General features: G+C 32.3%; 16 protein-coding genes. 6 read left to right on the plus strand and 10 right to left on the minus strand.

What is annotated here, in order from left to right; genetic code table 11:
• The first annotated feature begins 1 nt into the window (after position 1).
• Entirely contained in the window at positions 2 to 1318 is a 1317-nt protein-coding gene (locus LPB87_RS10115; protein ID WP_129539302.1) for an ammonium transporter, read from the plus strand.
• Between the two features lie 90 nt (positions 1319 to 1408).
• Here the strand turns inward: LPB87_RS10115 and LPB87_RS10120 are convergent, their stop codons facing one another.
• The 3 genes from LPB87_RS10120 to LPB87_RS10130 all read right to left on the minus strand — a co-directional run bounded on the left by LPB87_RS10120 (position 1409) and on the right by LPB87_RS10130 (position 6167).
• Positions 1409 to 3499: a thioredoxin family protein gene (locus tag LPB87_RS10120; RefSeq protein WP_230727817.1), complete on the minus strand. Its 2091-nt coding sequence runs from the start codon at positions 3497 to 3499 to the stop codon at positions 1409 to 1411.
• Positions 3499 to 4806, minus strand: coding sequence for a tRNA lysidine(34) synthetase TilS (tilS, locus tag LPB87_RS10125; protein WP_129539304.1), 1308 nt, complete (start codon positions 4804 to 4806; stop codon positions 3499 to 3501). The genes LPB87_RS10120 and tilS overlap by 1 nt, the downstream gene beginning before the upstream one ends.
• A 74-nt stretch (positions 4807 to 4880) precedes the next feature.
• The gene (locus tag LPB87_RS10130; protein ID WP_230727818.1) at positions 4881 to 6167 is read right to left on the minus strand and encodes an anthranilate synthase component I family protein; all 1287 of its coding nucleotides are present in this window, start codon (positions 6165 to 6167) and stop codon (positions 4881 to 4883) included.
• Between the two features lie 210 nt (positions 6168 to 6377).
• Here LPB87_RS10130 and LPB87_RS10135 point away from each other — a divergent pair, with 210 nt between their 5' ends.
• On the plus strand, positions 6378 to 7277 hold the full coding sequence (locus LPB87_RS10135; RefSeq protein WP_230727819.1) for a DUF4349 domain-containing protein: 900 nt from the start codon (positions 6378 to 6380) through the stop codon (positions 7275 to 7277).
• Positions 7278 to 7473: 196 nt separating this feature from the next.
• Positions 7474 to 7848: a DoxX family membrane protein gene (locus LPB87_RS10140; protein ID WP_129539306.1), complete on the plus strand. Its 375-nt coding sequence runs from the start codon at positions 7474 to 7476 to the stop codon at positions 7846 to 7848.
• A 131-nt stretch (positions 7849 to 7979) separates the two neighbouring features.
• On the opposite strand, the gene lpdA is transcribed toward LPB87_RS10140, so the two are convergent.
• Together lpdA and LPB87_RS10150 are read right to left on the minus strand one after the other, a co-directional pair.
• Positions 7980 to 9383, minus strand: coding sequence for a dihydrolipoyl dehydrogenase (gene lpdA, locus LPB87_RS10145; RefSeq protein WP_129539307.1), 1404 nt, complete (start codon positions 9381 to 9383; stop codon positions 7980 to 7982).
• Positions 9384 to 9985: 602 nt separating this feature from the next.
• Positions 9986 to 10444, minus strand: coding sequence for an Lrp/AsnC family transcriptional regulator (locus tag LPB87_RS10150; RefSeq protein ID WP_129539309.1), 459 nt, complete (start codon positions 10442 to 10444; stop codon positions 9986 to 9988).
• Between the two features lie 337 nt (positions 10445 to 10781).
• Between LPB87_RS10150 and LPB87_RS10155 the strand changes: the two genes are divergently transcribed.
• Entirely contained in the window at positions 10782 to 11984 is a 1203-nt protein-coding gene (locus tag LPB87_RS10155; protein WP_129539310.1) for an aminotransferase class I/II-fold pyridoxal phosphate-dependent enzyme, read from the plus strand.
• A 250-nt stretch (positions 11985 to 12234) separates the two neighbouring features.
• On the opposite strand, the gene LPB87_RS10160 is transcribed toward LPB87_RS10155, so the two are convergent.
• A complete protein-coding gene (locus tag LPB87_RS10160; protein ID WP_129539311.1) occupies positions 12235 to 14166 on the minus strand; it encodes an amino acid permease in 1932 nt (643 codons plus the stop codon).
• Between the two features lie 615 nt (positions 14167 to 14781).
• A complete protein-coding gene (locus LPB87_RS10165) occupies positions 14782 to 15726 on the minus strand; it encodes a hypothetical protein (protein WP_230727820.1) in 945 nt (314 codons plus the stop codon).
• A gap of 365 nt (positions 15727 to 16091) precedes the next feature.
• On the opposite strand from LPB87_RS10165, the gene LPB87_RS10170 reads away from it, so the two are divergent.
• Positions 16092 to 16529: a MarR family transcriptional regulator gene (locus LPB87_RS10170; RefSeq protein ID WP_230727821.1), complete on the plus strand. Its 438-nt coding sequence runs from the start codon at positions 16092 to 16094 to the stop codon at positions 16527 to 16529.
• Between the two features lies 1 nt (position 16530).
• Positions 16531 to 17859, plus strand: a complete 1329-nt coding sequence (locus LPB87_RS10175; RefSeq protein ID WP_230727822.1) for a serine hydrolase — start codon at positions 16531 to 16533, stop codon at positions 17857 to 17859.
• A gap of 226 nt (positions 17860 to 18085) precedes the next feature.
• On the opposite strand, the gene LPB87_RS10180 is transcribed toward LPB87_RS10175, so the two are convergent.
• The 3 genes from LPB87_RS10180 to LPB87_RS10190 all read right to left on the minus strand — a co-directional run bounded on the left by LPB87_RS10180 (position 18086) and on the right by LPB87_RS10190 (position 21623).
• Positions 18086 to 18430 (minus strand): hypothetical protein, encoded by a 345-nt coding sequence (locus LPB87_RS10180; RefSeq protein WP_129539316.1) that lies wholly within the window; start codon positions 18428 to 18430, stop codon positions 18086 to 18088.
• Between the two features lie 224 nt (positions 18431 to 18654).
• The gene (locus LPB87_RS10185; RefSeq protein WP_347349511.1) at positions 18655 to 19770 is read right to left on the minus strand and encodes an NAD(P)/FAD-dependent oxidoreductase; all 1116 of its coding nucleotides are present in this window, start codon (positions 19768 to 19770) and stop codon (positions 18655 to 18657) included.
• Entirely contained in the window at positions 19749 to 21623 is a 1875-nt protein-coding gene (locus LPB87_RS10190) for a LodA/GoxA family CTQ-dependent oxidase (RefSeq protein ID WP_230727824.1), read from the minus strand. Before LPB87_RS10190 ends, LPB87_RS10185 begins: the two co-directional genes overlap by 22 nt.

A 21623-nucleotide genomic window follows, 5' to 3' on the forward strand; every position in this document is an offset into this window, starting at 1 on the left:
TATGCGAAAAATTATTTTAACTGTGATTCTTATCACGATTTTGGTACTAACCTTTCTCTCTAATTTTATCTTGTCTGATAACCCTATTCCTGCTGAAGCTGTAAAGTTTGATACTGGAGATACTGCTTGGATGATTGTTGCAACCGCATTTGTATTGCTAATGACTCCAGGATTAGGTTTCTTTTACGGAGGAATGGTAGGCAAGAAAAACGTAATTAGTACCATGCTTCAAAGTTTTATGGCAATGGTAATTGTAACCATTTTATGGGTAGTTATTGCATTTGGATTGGCATTTGGTCCATCAATAAAAGGTATTATAGGTAACCCAACTTCAAATTTATTTTTTCAAGGCGTAGGCACTAATACCGCGTGGGGTCTTGCTCCTACTATCCCTTTTATGTTATTTGCATTATTTCAGGCAAAATTCGCCATTATAACCCCAGCTTTAATAACAGGAGCATTTGCAGAACGTGTTCGTTTTTGGGCCTATCTATTATTCATGGTGTTATTTATATTAGTCATTTACTCTCCTTTGGCACATATGACTTGGCACCCAGAAGGTATTTTCTTTAAAATGGGCGTACTTGATTTTGCTGGAGGAACAGTTGTACACATGAGTGCAGGTTGGGCAGCATTAGCAGGAGCCATATTTTTAGGAAAAAGGAAAGTTCAAAAAGTAAATCCTGCTCGTATTACCTATGTATTACTAGGAACAGCATTATTATGGTTCGGATGGTTCGGATTTAATGCTGGTTCAGCTTTAGGAGCTAATGGTTTAGCCGTTCAAGCCTTAGGAACAACAACAGTTGCTGCCGCTGCCGCTGCAATGGCTTGGGTGTTTCTTGATAAAATTTTAGGACATAAATTGTCTGCACTCGGAGCTTGTATTGGAGCAGTTGTAGGTCTTGTAGCGATCACTCCTGCTGCAGGTTTTGTAAGCATTCCTCACGCAATCTTTATTGGATCATTTGCCGCGATTGTGAGCAATCTTGTTGTTGGCCAATTTCCTAAAGGAAAAATCGATGATGCACTAGATGTCTTTGCTTGTCATGGTGTAGGCGGTATGGTAGGAATGGTATTAACTGGAGTTTTTGCTTCTAAAGCGATTAATCCAGCCGTTGGAGACAATCAAGGGCTTATTTTTGGAACCTCAACATTATTCACAAATCAACTAATAGCAATGGTGATCGTATCTGTTTTTGCCTTTGTAGGATCTTATATTCTTTTCATTATTGTAAACAAAATTACACCTCTAAGAGTAACTGAAGAAAAGGAAGAATTAGGATTAGATATCTCTCAACATGGAGAATTCTTGTAGAAAAACATTCTTAATCTAACATAAATAAAAAAGCACTCTAAGTATAAATTAGAGTGCTTTTTCTTTGAATTAACTTCACCTTTTATTTAATTATTTAAAATTTGAAATACCTTCTTTTAACCATTTCAAATATTCATCTGCTCCAACATAACTAATTGTAGGTTTCGTTTTGTTTAGATTATTACCTTCTAAATCGGTCATAATATACAATGGCTGTGTGTTCGTTTTATATTTAGAAATCATAAAATCAGTCCATTTATCACCTACTGTAATAATTTTATCTCCAGATTCAGTTACGTATTGCTTATCTGCAGGCAACTCTCTTTTATCATCAACATATAAAGAAATAAGAACAATATCATTTTTTAGTATCGGGAGAATTCTTTCATCCGACCAAACATTATTTTCCATCTTTCTACAGTTCACACAAGCATAACCTGTAAAATCTAGCATAATAGGCTTATTAATAGATTTAGCAAAAGCTACTCCGTCTTCATAGTCATGAAAAACCATAATTCCGTGTGGGCCTAATTCTGCACCATCAGGTAACCCTTTATCTGAACCAACATTCGAATTATTTGATCCTCCAACTCCAAATGGGCTTTCGCTATATTGTGGTGGTGGTGGGAAAGCGCTAATTAATTTTAGCGGTGCTCCCCAAAGTCCTGGAATTAAATACACAGTAAAAACTAGCGTAAGTAGTCCTAAATACAATCGACCAACTGAAATATGCTGTAAAGGACTATCGTGTGGTAATGTAATCTTACCGAATAGATATAATGTTAACGCTGCGAAAATTGAAATCCAAATTGCTATAAAAACTTCTCTTTCTAGTAAGTGCAATTGTAAAACTAAATCAGCATTTGATAAAAATTTGAATGCCAAAGCCAATTCAAGGAATCCTAGAACAACTTTTACTGTATTTAACCAACCACCTGATTTTGGTAATGAATTTAACCAACCTGGGAACATTGCAAATAACATAAATGGTAATGCTAATGCTAATGAGAAACCAAACATTCCAACGATTGGTCCAATAATACCATTTGTAGCTGCCTCAAACAAAAGTGTACCTACAATTGGTCCAGTGCATGAAAACGATACAATAGCCAAAGCCAAAGCCATAAATAAAATACCGATAACCCCACCTCTATCTGCTTGTTTATCAACCTTATTTGCCCATGAATTAGGCAACATAATTTCGAAAGCTCCTAAAAATGACGAAGCAAAAATAATTAATATAACAAAGAAGATTAAATTAAACCAAACATCTGTAGAAAGGGCATTCAAAGCATCAGCACCAAAAATCCATGATACTAAGAAACCAAGTAAAACGTAAATTACTATAATTGAGATACCATAAATAATTGCATTTCTTATTCCTGTAGCCTTAGTTTTACTTTGTTTTGTAAAAAAGCTAACCGTCATAGGAATCATAGGAAACACACATGGAGTAAGCAATGCTGCAAAACCAGATAAAAATGCAATAAAGAAAATAGACCATAAACTTCTTTGTGGAGCCGACTCAGGCATTTCCTGATTATCTACCGTTACATCTGCATCATCTTTCGCTGTATCTTCAATTACAGTACCTGCAGTAGTTTTTGTAGTATCAACTATTACTCCATCTTTTGGAGTTTCTTCCGCTTTTATTTCATCAATTTTAACAACTGGCGCTGTTGCATCCATCTTAAATGAAGCTGGAATAGCAATAGAGAATTTCTTATTTAAATTGATACAAACCTCTTTACAAATCTGAAAGTCGAATTCGACTTCGATTGTTTTTATATCAGGATTTATAATTGTTATTTCTTGTTCTATATGCGCTTTCCCTTCAAAGAAAGTTTCATTAACACCAAATATATCATTAAATGCTGTTCTAGTTTTTCCTTCTTTGGCTTTGCCAACCAAGTTATAATTCCCTTTTTGATTTTTAAAAGATATTTCTAATGGTAGTGGCCCACCATCTGGAGTAAATTGAGAATATATGTGCCAATCTTTCTCAATAACTCCATCAAAAATTAATACAAAATTATTACCTGATTTTTTCTCGATTTTAGAAGTCCATTTTACTGGTTCTAATATTTGTGCATTCCCTTTTGCAAAAGCAAAAAAGAAAAGCAATAAAAATACGATCGAGTTATTCCAAAATTGTTTTGATAGTAGATAGGTTGATTTCATTATTGTAATTCTATTTTTAATATCTTGTTTGTAGTATTTTCTATTTTAAAACGTTCATCTTGTCTGATTCCTACAACCCAAACAATTTGATTTTCTGAACACAGTATCCATGTATTTTCTTTTTCAACCAAGGATAATTTTTCATCTTTAAAAAGCTTACTTACTTTTTTAGATTTCCCATTCATTCCAAATGGATAAAAAACATCTCCTTCTTTCCATTTACGTAAAAGCAAAGGGAACTGGATTTTTTCAGAATCAACAAATATAGCTTTATTTGAGTCTATAGTTATGTGACCTACGTTACAGAGTTTTAATTTTAAGGGTAAATTAACTTCTTTGTCATTGCTGTCTATATAAAACTCTTCTTCCTTTATTTCAGGAATTGGACTCAAAATTAATGTTGTTCTATCTTTTATCAATCGAAACTCTGGCGAAAAAACCTGCTTACCCGACTGACTTTCAACCAACTCATAAATATCATCCCAAGCCGAAAATTCATATTCCTTAAGCCATTGGTATAAATACGATTTATAATTTGTTAATCGCTTTAATTGAGTTAAATCAAAATGGATTTCATCATTAATTTCTTTCGCAACTTGTTGATACACCATAATCGAGGCATCTTCTACCATAATTTGTGCTTCTTGCAAATATTCTTGCGTCTTTTGGAAAGCCATCAAAAAATTAGGATTTATCTCCTTTAAAATCGGAACTAAATCATGACGGATTTTATTTCGCAAATATTTATTTGACGCATTACTGCTATCCTCGCGCCATTCAATATTATTATCCTCAGCATATTGTTTTATCTCTTCTCTTGAAAATGGTAAAAGAGGACGAATAAGCGAATCGTTTTGCTCCGGAATTCCAAGCAGTCCTTCTAATCCTGTTCCTCGGCTTAAATTAATTATAAATGTTTCGAGGTTATCATCGGCATGATGTGCTGTTAAAATATAATCATACCCGTTGCTTTCTAAAAGTTCATAAAACCAATTGTATCGCAATTCCCTCGCTGCAACTTGAGTTGAAAGTTTGTAATCTTTAGCGAAAGCTTCTGTATCAAACTGGGTAACAAAAAATGGGCATTTTAAAGTAGTTGCTGCTGAACTAACAAAATCCTGATCTCCAAAACTCTCTATTCCTCTTAATTGAAAATTACAATGTGCTATCGCAAAATCATAATCTAATTGAGTAAATAAATGAACCATAACCATACTATCCAAACCGCCACTTGTAGCTAGGAGTAATTTCTTTTTTTCTAAAAAAGGAAATGTTTGAGCAACATGATTTTTAAATTTCTGAAGCATATCTTAATTTAGGTCTTTTATTGGAATTTATTTTTACAAATCGGCTGGTTAAAAATACAAAATAGTTTCATTAACTACTGTAATACTTGCTGCATGGCTTTTGCCTTGAGTAAACACTCAGCATATTCTTTTTCAGGAACCGATTGTGCTGTTATGGCACTACCAACCGAAAATGAAATGTATTTTTTTTCTTGATTATATAAAATACTTCGGATAACGACATTAAAATCAAAATCTCCATCAGGTGTAAAATACCCCACTGCTCCACTATACAAACCTCGTTTGGTTTCTTCTAAACTTTCGATGATATTCATTGCCGAAATCTTTGGTGCCCCAGTCATGCTTCCCATTGGAAAAGTAGTTTTTAAAACATCGATTGCTGAATATTGTGAATCTAATCTTGAAGTAATCGTAGTAATCATTTGATGTACTTGCAAAAAAGAATAAATTTTGCATAATTCAACCACTTTCACTGACCCTTTTTGAGCTGTATGTGATAAATCATTCCGAACCAAATCGGTAATCATAATATTTTCGGCACGTTCTTTTGGATCTGCTTCCAATTGCTTTTTAGATTCCTCATCAACTACTGCATCCTCAAAACGCTTTGAAGTTCCTTTAATAGGTTGTGAGATAATCTGATCTCCTATTTTTCGAATATATCTTTCTGGCGAAGCCGATAATAAGAACTGCTTGTGATTTTTAAAAAATACAGTTAATGGCGCTTGCGATATTTCATTTAACTTCTCAAATTTTTCTAACGGATTAATAATCGCATCTTCTGCGTAAAATTCCATGCAAAAATTAGCTTCATAAATATCTCCACGATGAATATGCTCTAAAACTGTATTTACTTTAGAAATGTAATCTTCTTTCGAAATTCGTTGCTTAACCTCAACTTCACTAAGCGTAATATAAGATTGAGATTCAAGTTCTACAATCTCATTATAATCACCTACTATCTCATCATCACACATTAATAAATATTGAATCTCTAGTTGATTTCCTTTCAGTAAAAATATTTTTTTAGGCTGAAAGAAAAATAAATCTGGAAATTCTAATCCATCAAAATTAGAAGATTGTAACTCTTCGATATCATTTTTTAAATCATAGGTAAGATAACCAAAAAGCCAATCTTTGGTTGTTTGTTGGTATTGTTTTAAATCTTCGAATGCGTTATGGAAATCAGTTTTTATTGACGTAAAAGCATCAACAGCCAGCAAACAATCGAAGCTTGAATATTCTTGTGGATATAAATTACTATCCATAAAAACAACTTCTCGGTATTGTTGTGCCCAAACTAAAAGCTGCTGTTTAAAGACTGCAGGATTTGGAATATCCTTATAAATTGAAACTCTCAAAAATTGTTTTTTTTTAATGCCTCAAAATTACGACAAAAAAATTCCTTCGATAAAGTAATCTCAAAAAATATTGGCACGCTTTTTATTACACCACATAATAACCCATTTCTAAAATTAAAACGATTATCGAGAGAAAACTACTTATACCCTATTTTAAAAAAAACTATCACAAAAAAACTATTTATTAATCAATACTTATATCAATCACCTATGAAAACAATTGCAAAATTCGGTTTGACTACATTAGTAATCATCACTATATTATTTTCCTGTAAAAAAGCAGATTCTCTCGCTGAAGATTCCCTTTCAGATTCGTCTAATTCTACTACAGATATTATTTCATCGTCAGCTGCTGTTGAAAAAAAGGACAGTAGTCATCAGTTTATTCGAACAGCTGATATAAAATTTAAAGTCAAAAATGTAGCTAAATCGACTTATGCAATTGAAAACGCAACTGTAAAATTTGGAGGCTTTGTTACTTACACTAATTTACAAAGTACAATTCATGATGAAATACAAACTAAAATAAGTCAAGACAGCACTTTACAAACTACAAAATACTCTGTAATAAACAACATAACGATTCGTATCCCTAACACGCGACTTGATACAGTTATAAAAACAATTGCCAAACAAATTGATTTTTTGGATTATCGCGTTATTAAAGCTGATGATGTCTCTTTAAAATTACTTGCTAATCAATTGGCACAGAACAGAAGTGCAGAAAATCATAAAAGAATTGAAAAAGCAATTGACAACAAAGGCAAAAAAATAAATGATGTTATGCAAGCCGAAAATACTCTTGCTGAACAAAAAGAACAAAATGATTCTAGCAAAATCGAGAAACTATCTTTAAAAGATCAAATTAATTTTAGCACTATTACTTTACAACTATATCAAAACCAATCTTTAAAACAAGAAGTAATTGCAAGCATTAAGGACAACAATACGTACAAACCAAATATTGGTATCGAAATTATAGATGCACTAAAAAGTGGTTGGTACATATTGCAAGGAATAATTGTGTTTTTCTTAAGTATATGGCCATTTATTTTAATTGGAACAGTTGGAGTATTTATTTATAGAAAATATGTTAAAAAAGGCTCGTAAATATAACAAACCATGTATTTATTTATAGCACAAAAATCACTATATTTGATATAGCATTAAACAAATTACAAAACAAAACTAAATAGTTTACATAATTCATAATAATTTAATAATTAAACACGTTTTTCTAATTATTAAAATCAGGCAATTTTATATCAAAAATTGTATTTTTCAACCTATAAAAATCATCTATATCATGAAAATCGCTACTATTATTATCAGAACTTTAATTGGTCTATTACTACTTTTTGCTTCTGTGAGTTACTTTTTACATTTAATGCCTGAACCCGAAGTAACTGGAAATTTTAAAGCATTCAATGTAGGTTTAATTGCATCGACCTATATAATGCCATTAGCAAAATCAATAGAATTAATTTGTGGTATTGCTTTTGTAACCGGACGCTATGTAACTCTTGCCAATATTTTAATTCTCCCTATTACTATAAACATATTATTTATTAATTATTTTATGACTCCAGAGAATTTACCTGTTGCTGGTTTATTGTTTTTAGGAAATCTATTTTTAATCTACAGATATTGGGATAATTACAAAAGCGTATTTACTGCTTAAAACGTACTACCTTAGACGCACTGCGGTACATCTCTACAGAACATAAAAAACAAAAAACCCGACTAAATTAATTGTCGGGTTTTTATTTATATATGATGTTAGATACATCACATTAAATCTTTACAACGTTTTTATACGTGTAATGCTCTGTTATCTGTAGCAGCCAATGCAGCCTCTTTTATTGCTTCTGCAAATGTTGGATGCGCATGGCTCATTCTTGAAATATCTTCAGCAGATGCTTTGAATTCCATTGCTGTAACAGCCTCTGCAATTAAATCAGCTGTACGTGCTCCAATCATATGTACTCCTAAAACCTCATCAGTTTTAGCATCTGCAATGATTTTTACAAATCCATCTAAATCTCCACTTGCTCTTGCACGTCCTAAAGCTTTAAATGGGAAACTTCCAACTTTATATTCCGTTCCTGAAGCTTTTACTTGCTCTTCTGTTTGTCCAACAGCAGCAACTTCTGGCCAAGTGTATACCACACCAGGAATTAAGTTATAATCAATATGTGGTTTTTGACCTGCTAAGATTTCAGCAACCATTGCTCCTTCTTCTTCAGCTTTATGTGCCAACATTGCTCCACGAACAACATCACCAATAGCATAAATATTAGGAACGTTTGTTTGTAAATGGTCATTTACTTCAACCTGTCCTCTGTCTGAAATTTTTACTCCAGCTTTATCAGCATTCAATCCGTCTGTGTAAGGACGACGCCCAACAGAAACTAATGAATAATCTCCTTCTAAAGTAATTGTTTCTCCTTTTGCATTTTCAGCCTGAACTACAACAGCATCACCGTTTCTTTCTACTGATTTTACTTTATGAGAAACGTAGAATTTCATTCCTTGTTTTTTCAATACTTTAGTTAATTCTTTAGACAAAGCTCCATCCATTCCAGGAATAATTCTGTCCATAAATTCAACTACAGAAACTTGCGCTCCTAAACGTAGGTAAACTTGCCCAAGCTCGATTCCAATAACTCCTCCTCCAATAATAACAAGGTGTTTTGGAACTTCTTTTAATGCTAATGCTTCAGTAGAAGTAATGATTCTTTCTTTATCAATTTTGATAAAAGGCAAAGATGAAGGCTTCGATCCTGTTGCAATAACAGTATATTTAGCTTCAATAGTTTCTGATGTTCCATCTTCTTTTGCAACAGCAATATGTGTCGCATCTACGAAAGAACCTAAACCATTAAAAACAGTAATTTTATTTTTATCCATCAAGAAGTTTACTCCTCCTGCTGTTTGATCTACAATTGCTTTTTTACGAGCAATCATTTTCTCTAAATTTATTTTTACATCTCCAGAAACTTCTATTCCGTGATCTGCAAAATGTTTGATTTCAGCATAATGATGCGAAGATGCCAATAATGCTTTTGAAGGGATACATCCTACATTTAAGCATGTTCCTCCAAGCGAATTATACTTTTCGATTATAGCTGTCTTGAAACCTAATTGTGCGCAACGAATTGCCGAAACATATCCGCCGGGACCTGAACCTATAATGACTACGTCAAATGAACTCATAGTATTTGATTTTTTATTTTTTTAGCGATACAAAATTAAGGAATTAAGTTTTGTTTAAAGTTTAAAGTTAGAGTTTTTTCTCAGGATTTCTTGAACTATGGAAAACTTATTGTAATAAATACATAAAAATGTTAAATTTTATTTCAGATTTAGTAGAAAACGCTGATTGTTGATTTTTGAATTAAAAAAATCTCACGCAAAAACGCGAAGACGCAAAGTGTAGAGTAAATACTCTTAATCATCTTTTTTTATCAAGTTTGAAATCCTGAGCGGAGTCGAAGAACAATGTAGGGTTTCGACTCCGCTCAACCTGACAAGTTTGTGTTTATATATAAAGTGTATTTTTAAATGTTTGTTATACTAGATCATACTTAGTATTCAACCTCTTTTCTACTTCTTCCCAACTACTACCTATGCTTTTTCAGGAAGATATTTTTTACGCTCTTCTGATACCCTATTGTAGTGTTCGTCACGTATTACCGAATTAACTTCTTCTTGATTAATCGCATCAAAAACTCCTTCCAAAACTTCTAATTTTGAATCATCTTCTATAATTTTCCCAAAATCAAGTATAAGTTTGTGTCTTAATTCTTCAAAAAAACTCAAAAAGAAATCACTGTAGTATTCTTTACTTCACTAATCATAAAAGTACTTTGCGTACTGCCGATATGCTGTAAGTTTGTGAGTTTGGTTACTAAGAACTCCCGATAGGCTTCCATATCTTTTACTAGTACTTTAAGAATGTAATCGTAATCTCCACTAACATGATGGCACTCGAGAACTTCTTTTAACTGAGTCACTTCACTTTCGAATTTGGTTAAAAATTCTTTAGTATGCTGAATGAGTTTGAGATGACAAAAAACTACGAATCCTTTTTCTATTTTAGATTTATCTACTAAGGCTACATATTTATGAATGATTCCTTCTCGTTCTAGTTTTTTTATTCGCTCATAAACTGCTGTTACCGAAAGATCTAATTTTAAAGACAATTCTTTGGTTGTTTTCTTGCTATCTGTTTGGAGTAACAATAGTAGTTTTTTATCAATGGAATCTAATATCATAAGCGATTGGTTTATAGACTGAAAAATAATCTGTTTTAATCATATTTCAAAATCAAATTTAGACAATAAATCTATTAAAATATAAATTTATAGTCTAAAAATCTAAAAATAAAGACTATGATTGATTATTATTCTAATATGTCATTATTTTGAATATGATTTCTGACATACTGGGTTTCATAGCCCCGATAGCAGCGACATCCTTTTTCTTTTTCTTTAAAAAGGAAAAGATATAGCGAAGAGCGGGATTAGCTCCTGATTCTTTAACTTAGATTGGATGATATATAAATAGTAACTAGAGGATGAATTTATTTCGTTCTTCATAATAACAATAACAATGGAAAATTTTAATCCGGCTGACAAAATTCAGGATTTGCAATATTTTGGTGAATTTGGTGGTGTAAACCCATCAATTTCAGATTCTTCAACTTATACTTTTCTTTCAGCAAAAACAATGTTTGACACTTTTGAAGGAAATATGGAAGGTTGTTATTTGTATTCCCGCCACTCATCGCCAAGCAACCTCTATTTAGACCAAGCACTTGCTGCTATGGAAGGAACTGAAACTGCAAATGTTTCGGCTTCAGGAATGGGAGCAATTACGCCTACACTAATGCAATTATGCAGTACGGGAGATCACATTGTTTCGAGTAGAACTATATATGGTGGAACGTACGCTTTCCTTAAAAATTTCACACCAAGATTTGGCATAAAAACAACTTTTGTAGATATTACAAAATTAGATGTTGTAGAAGCTGCAATCACTCCTGAAACTAAAGTTTTATATTGCGAAACAGTAAGCAACCCTTTATTAGAAGTTGCAGATATTGCAGGATTATCTCGTCTGGCAAAAAAATACAATCTAAAATTAGTTGTAGATAATACGTTCTCTCCCTTGTCGGTTTCACCAGCAAAATTAGGTGCTGATATCGTGATTCATAGTTTAACAAAATACATAAACGGTAGTAGTGATACTGTTGGTGGTGTAACTTGTGCTTCAAAAGAATTCATAAATAGTTTGAAAAATGTAAATAGTGGTGCTAGTATGCTTTTAGGCCCTACTATGGACAGTTTACGTTCTGCTAGTGTAATGAAAAACCTTCGTACACTACATATTCGTATCAAACAACACAGCCATAATGCTCATGTTCTAGCTGATAAATTTGAAAAAGATGGACTTAAAACTGTTTACCCTGGTTTAAAAAGTCATCCTAGTCATGCGTTGTACAAAACAATGATTAACCCTGAATATGGTTTTGGCGGAATGCTTACAATAGATGTTGGTTCTCTGGCTAAAGCCAATGAATTAATGGAGTTGATGCAGGCACGAAATTTAGGATATTTAGCGGTAAGTTTAGGTTTTTACAAAACTTTATTTAGCGCTCCAGGAACCTCAACTTCTAGTGAAATTCCGCTAGAGGAACAAGCCGAAATGGGTTTAACAGATGGTTTAATTCGATTTTCAATAGGATTGGATAATGACATCGAAAGAACCTATCAGATGATGAAAGCCTGCATGGTCGAGCTTGGGGTTTTATAAACACGAAACAATTCTTTATAAATAAATTTGCTTAATTTTTAATTGGTTTGTTTGAATCCGCTTGAGTTATTTCTAAGCGGATTTTTTTTATTATAAATTAGACTTTTCTAGATTCCCTTAGATTGTTATACTGGTTAGATCTACTTAGGTTTTGGTATTCTGTAGCTTTTAAAAACCAAAAAAAATCCGTTCTGAAAATAATCAGAACGGATTTTTTATTTGAATAGTTTCTTTTACTAAAAACTAGATATTACAGCTTTACTAAATTAAGCTTACTATTTTTTCGACTAAAACCAAAATAAATACAAAGACCAATAAGCAACCAAACCGTAAAGTAAATCCAGTTCCAAACGCTTAATTCTGCCATCATATAAAGACAACAAATTAAACCTAATAATGGAATTAAAGATAGATTTTGTTTAAAAGCCCAAACTGTTAATCCAACCAAAACGATTAAGAAAATCCACATTGGTATTTTATGTTTGAATAAGCTTAATCCACTTTCATACTTAATAGAATCTGCTACTGGCAAACCAGCAATTACGCTTGCATACTTAGCTTCATCTTTTTGATATTGCTTTAATATTAATTCTAAATCTGGTTTTTCGGTTGTAGCATTAGCAGGATCAACAGTTACTAAATAATCATATACCATTTTTGTATGACTTTTATCCAGAGAGGTGATTATATCTGCTGATTCATGAATTTGAGTTTCATTCATAATAAAACTCATTGTTGCTTTTTTGTTGTATCCAAAAGAAAACACCAATCCTATAATCAACAAAAGCGGCATTATAAATTTTGAATTTATATAAGGCGTTGTAAATTTCCCTCTTGGAATATCTGGTTTGTTTTGCAATACTAAAACTCCTGCACAAACCAATACAAAGGCAAACAAAGTTCCTATACTACACAAATCAGTAACCATTGTAAGATTTAAAAACAAAGCTGGAACTGCTACTACAAAACCAGTAACAATAGTAGCGTATGATGGTGTTTTGTATTTAGGATGTACTTTAGAGAAACGTTTTGGCAATAAACCGTCACGGCTCATACTCATCCAGATACGAGGTTGTCCCATTTGAAAAACTAATAAAACACTCGCCATAGCTACTACAGCACTTACTGCTATAATTCCTGACATCCATTTTAAATCTAATTTCTCGAATACAAAAGCAAGTGGATCTCCTACATTAAGTTGGTTGTAACTCACCATTCCGGTAAGTACCAATGCAATTGCGATATACAAAATGGTACAAATTATAATTGCCCACATCATTCCTCGTGGCAAATCTCGTTGTGGATCTTTACATTCTTCGGCAGTTGTTGAGATTGCATCAAAACCTATATAAGCAAAGAATACTGCTGAAACTCCTTTAAGAACTCCAGTTACTCCATTTGGTGCAAAAGGATCCCAATTAGCTGTATCTACATAAAAAACTCCAACTGCAATTACCAAAAGTACCACACATAATTTTACAACAACCATAATATTACTCGCATTACGAGATTCTTTCATCCCACGATATATCAATGCTGTAATTAAGATAATAATTAATAAGGCTGGTAGATCGGCAACAAAATGAAATGAACCTATCAGAGGTGACGTTGTCCATGCTGTGTATGCTGATTGCAAAGCTGGCTCTAAATTCTCAAATGATTTTCCGCCATGCATTAACGCTGTTGCATCATTAAATCCATTAGAAGCTGTTAAATAATCCATTTGAACCCATTGGGGCAGATGGATTCCTCCGCTTGAGAGCAATCCTGTAAAATAATCACTCCACGATATGGCCACGGTTATATTACCAACTGAATATTCCATTATCAATGCCCAACCAATGACCCAGGCTATAATTTCTCCAAAAGCTACATACGAATACGTATAAGCACTTCCTGAAACGGGAACCATCGAAGCAAATTCTGCGTAAGCAAAAGCTGCGAAACTACAGGCAATCGCTGTAAAGAGAAACAAAAAAATAACTGCTGGACCTCCATCGGCACTAGCTTTACCAATTGTACTAAAAATACCTGCACCTACAATTGCTGCAATACCAAAAGCTGTTAAATCACGCGCCGTTAAATGTTTGCCTAATGAATCATTCCCATTGGCATTATTTTTTTCGACTTGACTTAAAATATCTTGTACTGTTTTTTTTCGAAATAGACTTGAAAACGACATAGGTGTATTGGCTATTAATAATTAATTTATTTCGGGCTTTTTGCTTTTATTTTGCAAATAATGCAAAAAATATCCTGAAATCAAATATATAAAACGATTTTGTTTTGTAACACTTTTGATGAACTTTTTATCAAGATCTAATATTAAGCAAAAAAAATGAGACCACAAAAATCTAATCTCAAGTTTTACAAAATGAGATCATTACATCCTTTTATTCTTTTATATTAGATCATTTTTATCCTTATTTTTTTATAATATTAAGTAGAAAAATGAATATCCATATCAAACTATTAAATTCATCTATTCAATATTTTTTAAGAATATCCTTCTCTTTTTAATAATAACATACAATAACAAAAAAAACTCTTCCTAATTAATTCTTCCTAATAATTAAAATGAAATTAATCAAAGTATGATATGGTTCTTAATGTACTCTGCCTCTGAAATAGATATTGATGTAAAAGAATTATATGATTTACTCTTGAGTTATTAGAAAGCTCAAAAAAACCTAATTAATCCTTACTCAATCAAATCAAGCATTGTTGCTATTTAATCGTAATGCTTGATTTATTAATTATCATTAAATCACAATTTCAAAAAAGAACTAGAGTATTATTATTTCTTTTGCATTTTAACGAACTCGTAGCTTTGCTGAATTGCTTTTTCTATAGTAACTTGTTGTGCTATAAATTTATTCCTCTCTGATGGTTTTATTTTAAATGTATTATCATTTAGCTGAAAGTCTTTTATCATATCAGGAACTGGAATATTAATATATATTTCCTGTTGGTCAATTGAACATTCCAGAAATCGTGCTTTTTTATCTTGCGTTTTATTTATAAAAACTTCAAATCCATTAGGGAGGAACTTAATATTTTCGATAGGTATATTTAAATCAAAGGCTAAAAAACCATAGATATCTTTAATTGTTTCCTGAATGTCAAAATCTAAAGACACTTTTTGCTCAAGATTACAAAACAATTCTCCTTGCAATACAATGTCCTCTAATATTTCTTTTTCTAAATTTTTGTCTGATAATCCTAACTCTTCTCTGCAATAATCTGCAAAGCGAAAAATAGTATGTTTATGACTTATATTCAAGGTTAGTATTTGTGTTTCGGGAACATAACTATTGGTTATATTCTGATATAATGATTTGAATTCTTTTATCGTTTTATCATTACCAACCATTACCATTTTTGCTAGTAAAAATTCTAATTGTGTAATCTTAACACGACTGATTTTTATTTTATTTGCGTCATCAAGGTTTTCATAAATAGTCTGTAAAAAATCCAATACTTGATTAAATAATACTATTTTTTGTTCAAAGACTTTTTCATTACGGCTTCGCTCCAGCTCTGTTTCTGATTGTTTACTTAACAAGACCATTGTAATAACAGCTGCGAAGATGGTTCCGAAAATTGCCGCAGCAAACTCCTGAGATGCCTTTTGTCCTAAATTTTCAAATAAAGGTTCAAAAGCCAGAAAGGAAGAAAAAGCAATTATAAAAACAAATAATGCATTTCTAAAATTTTTATCTTTTTTCAAAAATTCAATCATATCACATTTATTATTAAATATTTTCCAATATAAGGATAATACTTACAATAAAACAATATTTCAGAAATATTGTTTTATTCTATGCTAGAATTAAAATAGTGCAATTTAAAATTGATAAAAGTTAATCTACAAAAATACAGCTTCATTGCAGTACCTAATTTATTTAATGGAGAGTTAATAAGTTGATCCATGCAGTTGCAATAACTTCTGGGCTATTATATTTTCTACTAATCTATTACACTGCTTTTAGATCTCATAAAAACTAGAAATAAATACTTAATTTATAAAAAAACGAAAAAATATTTTTATTTAATTGATATATCAATTAAATTTACATCAACTATTGATACTTCAAGCAACTTAAGATGAAAAAAAATAATCCAACAGGAACTGTTCTTTATACAATTGAACAAACAATAAAAGAGTATAGAAAGATTTCACAAAAAAACATAAGCCAAATTGTAAATGATATTACAGTTGACCAAGCTTTAGTACTTATGATTATCAATAAAAACTCAGATTATTCACAAAAAGAAATAGCTGAATTAATTTTTAAAGACAATGCTTCGATTACCAGAATTATTGAATTGATGGTGAAAAAGGAATATCTAACAAGAAAAATGAACGAATTAGATAGAAGAAAATTCAACCTAGAAATCACAGAAAAAGGAAAAAAAACGATTGAATTGTTAACTCCAGTTATATACAAAAACAGACAAATTGCTCTAGAAGGATTATCAGAAAATGAAATTGAATTACTGGATAAAGTGCTAACTAAAATAATTTCAAACTGTAAAAACTAAAATGAAAAAAGCACATCAAATAACTAAACTAGGACTATCCTTGATATTCCTACTACTTCCAACTCTATTTTTTGGACAAAAAGACATACCAACTAATCTTGCAAAATACATGCAAGCTCAAGTCGATGTCAATAATTTTAGCGGAACTGTTATTGTAACAAAAAACGGTTCGATTTTACTAAAAAAGGCTTACGGATTGGCTGACTACGAATGGAATATTAAAAACACCGTAGACACGAAATTTCAGTTGGCATCGGTAACAAAACAATTTACTGCAACGGCTATTCTTCAATTAGTAGAAAATGGAAAATTGTCACTTGATGATAAACTAAGTAAATTCTTTCCTGATTACCCAAAAGCTGATAGCGTTACTATTCATATGTTATTATCTCATTCATCTGGACTTGGTTTAGGTTTTAAAGAATTAGCATTAACTACCATTTCGGCTGATTCTGCCTATAATGAAATAAAGAAAATACCTTATGAGTTTGAGCCAGGAACCAAAAGCGAATACAGTAATATTGGATATTATCTATTGGGCAAGATTATTGAAAAAGTATCTGGTGAAAAATATGTCGTTTATTTGAAGAAAAACATATTTGAGAAAGTAGGAATGAAGAATACAGGAGTCAGTAATAATGATTCGATAATTTCAAAAAAAGCAAAAGTTTATCATATAACCGAAAAAGGATATGTTCACAATCCATATATCAATTGGACATTTAATATCGGACATGATGGAACTTATTCTACCGTTGAGGATTTGGCTTTATGGGACCAAGCGCTTTATGGAACAACTATCTTATCAGCAGATATGAAAAAGCGAATGTTTACTTCTTATAATAATCAGGGTTATGGTTACGGACTTATGATTAATCCATTTTATAATCATGGTCATCAACTTATTGCACATGATGGTGGCTTCTTTGGTACAATGACTTCTTTTAATCGATTTACTGATGACAAAATTTTTGTTACAGTACTTTCTAATAATGAATCACCTTCTTATATCATAGCGTACAGCCTATCGGCAATTGCTTTACAAAAAGACGTAGAACTTCCGTACAAACATCATCAAGTAAAAGCAGACATTACGCAATATGATAAATATATAGGCAAATATGGGGAGATTGAAATATTCAAAAATGGAGAAAAGCTATTTTATAATAGCTTAGAAATGGAACTCTTACCTGAGTCTAAAACAAAATTTTTTAGAGCAGACAATAATGATAGGACAGTCGAATTCATACAAAACAAATCAGGGATTTACAATTCTATAATTTTGACAAAAGGGGGCGTAAAAGAAATTATAATGAAAAATAATCTGTAAAAAAATACAAACCCCTAACAATAATATGGGATAACGTGATTCTAAATTTTAATGTACTTAAGTAAGAAGCAATTTACTTCTTCAATTTTCTCCAACCATACTCTAAAATCTTAATTGAATCCAAAACTCACTCATTATCTATTACTTTTACCCAGTATCATTTATAAAAAAATAGCTTATATAAAGAAAATCTTCATATAAGCTATTCTAAATCAATATATTTATTTTACTGCTCAGTAACTACTTCTTGAACTTTAAGAACATTAGGTCCCATAGCGCTTGTAGTTGTCAATTTAATAAAATAAGTATAAGGTCCATTTGGGCTTCTCTCAGCAATGTAAGCACAATTCCATCCTGTGCCCCATTTTTGTCCAGTATCCCAGTTTGCATTATGTTCGTTATCCCAAGACCATGCTTTTGTCTCTTTTTGGGGATCTGAAGGGAAGCCCGCATTATATACGTGAATTTGCCCTTGTTGTGCTCTAAATGGTGCATTGGTACTCCATCTTAGCCATAAATTTCCACGAGACTCATAAGCCTCTAAGGACCAAGAAAATGTTGATTGTGACATAATAAAAAGTATTTGGGGATTTTCCTACTCGTTTAAGGTTTTTCGGATGCGACCTATTGTTTCATCGTAAAACTTTTTATCAATTGTTTTACAGGGCATCTAAATTAAACAAATATAACGTATTGATTATGAGTACTTTTACCTGTTTTTAAAGCACCGTAAAAGTACTTCAGTAATTACCTACAGACCAAATACTTATCCTATATCAAACCATCTATCATCCATTACAAGTGTCTTCTTTCCCAAAAAAGATGTTTAGTCCAGCGTTGTTCAGATTGATATTGATTTTGCAACAGAGCAACAGACTTATTAAACAAAGCCATTTGAGAAGTAATATATTCAGACAATGAGTCAGTATTACCATTTAAAAACCCAGCTATTGCATTTGCAGCGTTATGTCCACTTACAAGTGCATTTGTAATTCCAAAAGAAGTTAATGGATCATAAGTGCATAATGCATCACCCACAGCAATCCATTGTTTACCACCTGGTTTATCTAATAAAGAAGTGGTAGCAGTTTTAATACCTACTTCGGTTGTTAAAGATTTTATTGCAGGGAGATAGTTTTTAAGATGTTGAGTCGTGGCAATTTTACTGAATAACCAATCATAAAGTGAAGTAGCATTATTCGAATGTAAATCGCTATCCGACATAAAATTGACAATTACTTTATTATCAGCTAACGGAGCTACATACCACCAGCCATCTTCTACTGATTCGATAAAGGTCATTCCTTTTAAAGACTCTTCTGATTGTTCTGCAATAAAATGATAAGAAGCTAGATTATCTATAATCTGTTTCTTAATTCCCATTTTTTTAGCTACGATCGAGGCTCTACCACTACAATCGGCTATAAAATCGGCAGTAATCGTTCTTGTTGTATTATCAGAATGGCAACAACTCACAATCATTTTATTCTCCTGTTGTGTAATGCTAGTAAGCCGGTAATTTTCTAAAATAATTACACCTCTTTCAATAGCAATATCCTGAAGTTGTTTTTCAAAAAGAGTTCGATTCAAATGCCTTCCGTCGCCATATGGTTCATTTAAAAAGTAACGCTGGCGGAGCGATGAATCGCCCCACACAACGTTATTACCTACATATAAACTATGAACTTCAGAAGTCAATATTTCTTCCAAACTTAATTTTCGGAATACGGCATTAGCACTGGGAGCTAGTGATTCTCCTAGTTTAACAGTGCTTCCCATATGGTTATCTATTACAACACATGGAATATGATGTTCGCGCAATGTTAATGCAGTTGCCAGACCAGCTGGACCACCTCCAATAATTACTACAGGTATGGAAGTTGGAGTTACTATAGTTCGTGTCTTTTTAATGGATGACTTTCGCGTGGTGTAGCTCTAAATAATCGCTCACTCACAGTACTTTCTCTTTCGGCATGTTTTACCTGTTCTAAAGTTGGATCAATACCTGCTGGCCCTTCTCGATCGGTTTCAACCCATAAGGTATCGGGTAAAAATTGCGATTGATTGTCAAGTTCTTGTTTAGTAATAATCCCCAACTGATGCCATTTAGCAACCATATTATTAATACGCGGTACATAGTTTGAAGTAAAATCACGCATCCAATCTACACGATAAGAGAAATGTTTTAACTTCTGTCCATCATTTGTTGTTGTCGCTTTCAATCGGTTGTAACTATCCATTGATAATATTGTATTAGGAACTCGTACTGACCAAAATGAAGGTAATGGTAAATAAAGTGTTACATCATAACCCGACATACAACTGGCTTCATCTGTTTGCCATGGCACGCCTAACCAACGTGTAAGCGATCCAGGTCCTGTTCCATCTAATGGCCCATTTTCAGACAAAGCAATTTCTGAAGTAATAATACCTCCATAATCATCTCTAACTTTTTCGTTTTTCGGTATAACTTTTAAGCGAAAAGGCTCGTCCCACATCATAAGATGTCTAAATGGCCATGTAATCTCAATTCCGGGATGAAAAGGACCTCCTAAACATTCTTCTAATGGAGCTTTTAATAAAGCATCAACCTGCTCGTTTACTGATAATTCATCAAAAGGAATAATTTCTTTTGGTTTTCCCGTTACAAAATTACCTTCGGACCACTGGCGAAGCATTTCATATTGGGTAGCTGTTACTGATAAGTCAACCGCTGGTAAATCTTCGTAGTCACCAAATAAATCTCCATAATGAGGAGGTAATTTAGTTGGTTCATATTCATTTGATTGATGATCTCTAAACCATTCAAATACTCGTTTTCTTTCTGATTCAAATTGAGTCCCTGGATTTTCTAACTGACTGATGAATTCCGGATTATTAAAATCACTTGGAGAATCTGTACCAAACAAAACAAAGAAACCTTCATTAACCCATTGTGTAGTACTCATTCGGGATAATATAGGATAGATATCTTCATAAAAATTTACTGTCCCTTTGGGAGTTATCCAGCCTTCATTTAAATACAAATCCTGAACTACATCAAGCATACTTACCACAGGAAATAATCCCTGCCCAAAATTTGGCGGAGTACAAGCTACAACAGCGGGCTTAGCATCAAATGTTTGCCCACCAATAGTCACTTTGGCTCTTACAACACCATCTGAAGTATCATCATGCCAGTCGTCGTTATTAGCAAAAGTTATGGCACGAATATTAAGTCGGGATTCACTTTTTCCATCACCACCAAAAAATAACAAACGTCCTTTGTCATCTGTTTTTAACTCGCCCAAAGAAACTTCTTTATCAAAAAATTTTCCTGTATCCAACTGATATTCTTTACCAGATATATTTTTGCCACTAATTTTTCTTGGTCCTGGGTCAATAACAAGCTGTTCTCTATCTACACCTGTAATACCTCCGTTACGCTTTAGACTTGGAATACTATATTCTCCTAAATCCAAAGCATTATTAAACTGATACCATGCCGCTTTTCTATTGGCTACATGCACATCCCATTCAATATTTACATCTGTTGCCGTATCTGTATTAATTTCATAAAGTGGATTGTCATTTTCGTCCAAAGCATAAATACGAAATAAAGGCACCTGTTTTTTAAATAAATTGTCGCCGTCTTTAAAACCGCCTTCAGCAACAGGAGCTACGCCTGGTAAATCAGAAGCCAGATAATATTCAGGAGAATTTCCAATTCTAGCTATTCCGATTGCTGGATAAATAGCTACTTTTTTTATATTTTTAGTATCCAT

The sequence above is a fragment of the Flavobacterium sp. EDS genome (genome assembly GCF_020991525.1).
Classification (GTDB): Bacteria; Bacteroidota; Bacteroidia; order Flavobacteriales; family Flavobacteriaceae; genus Flavobacterium.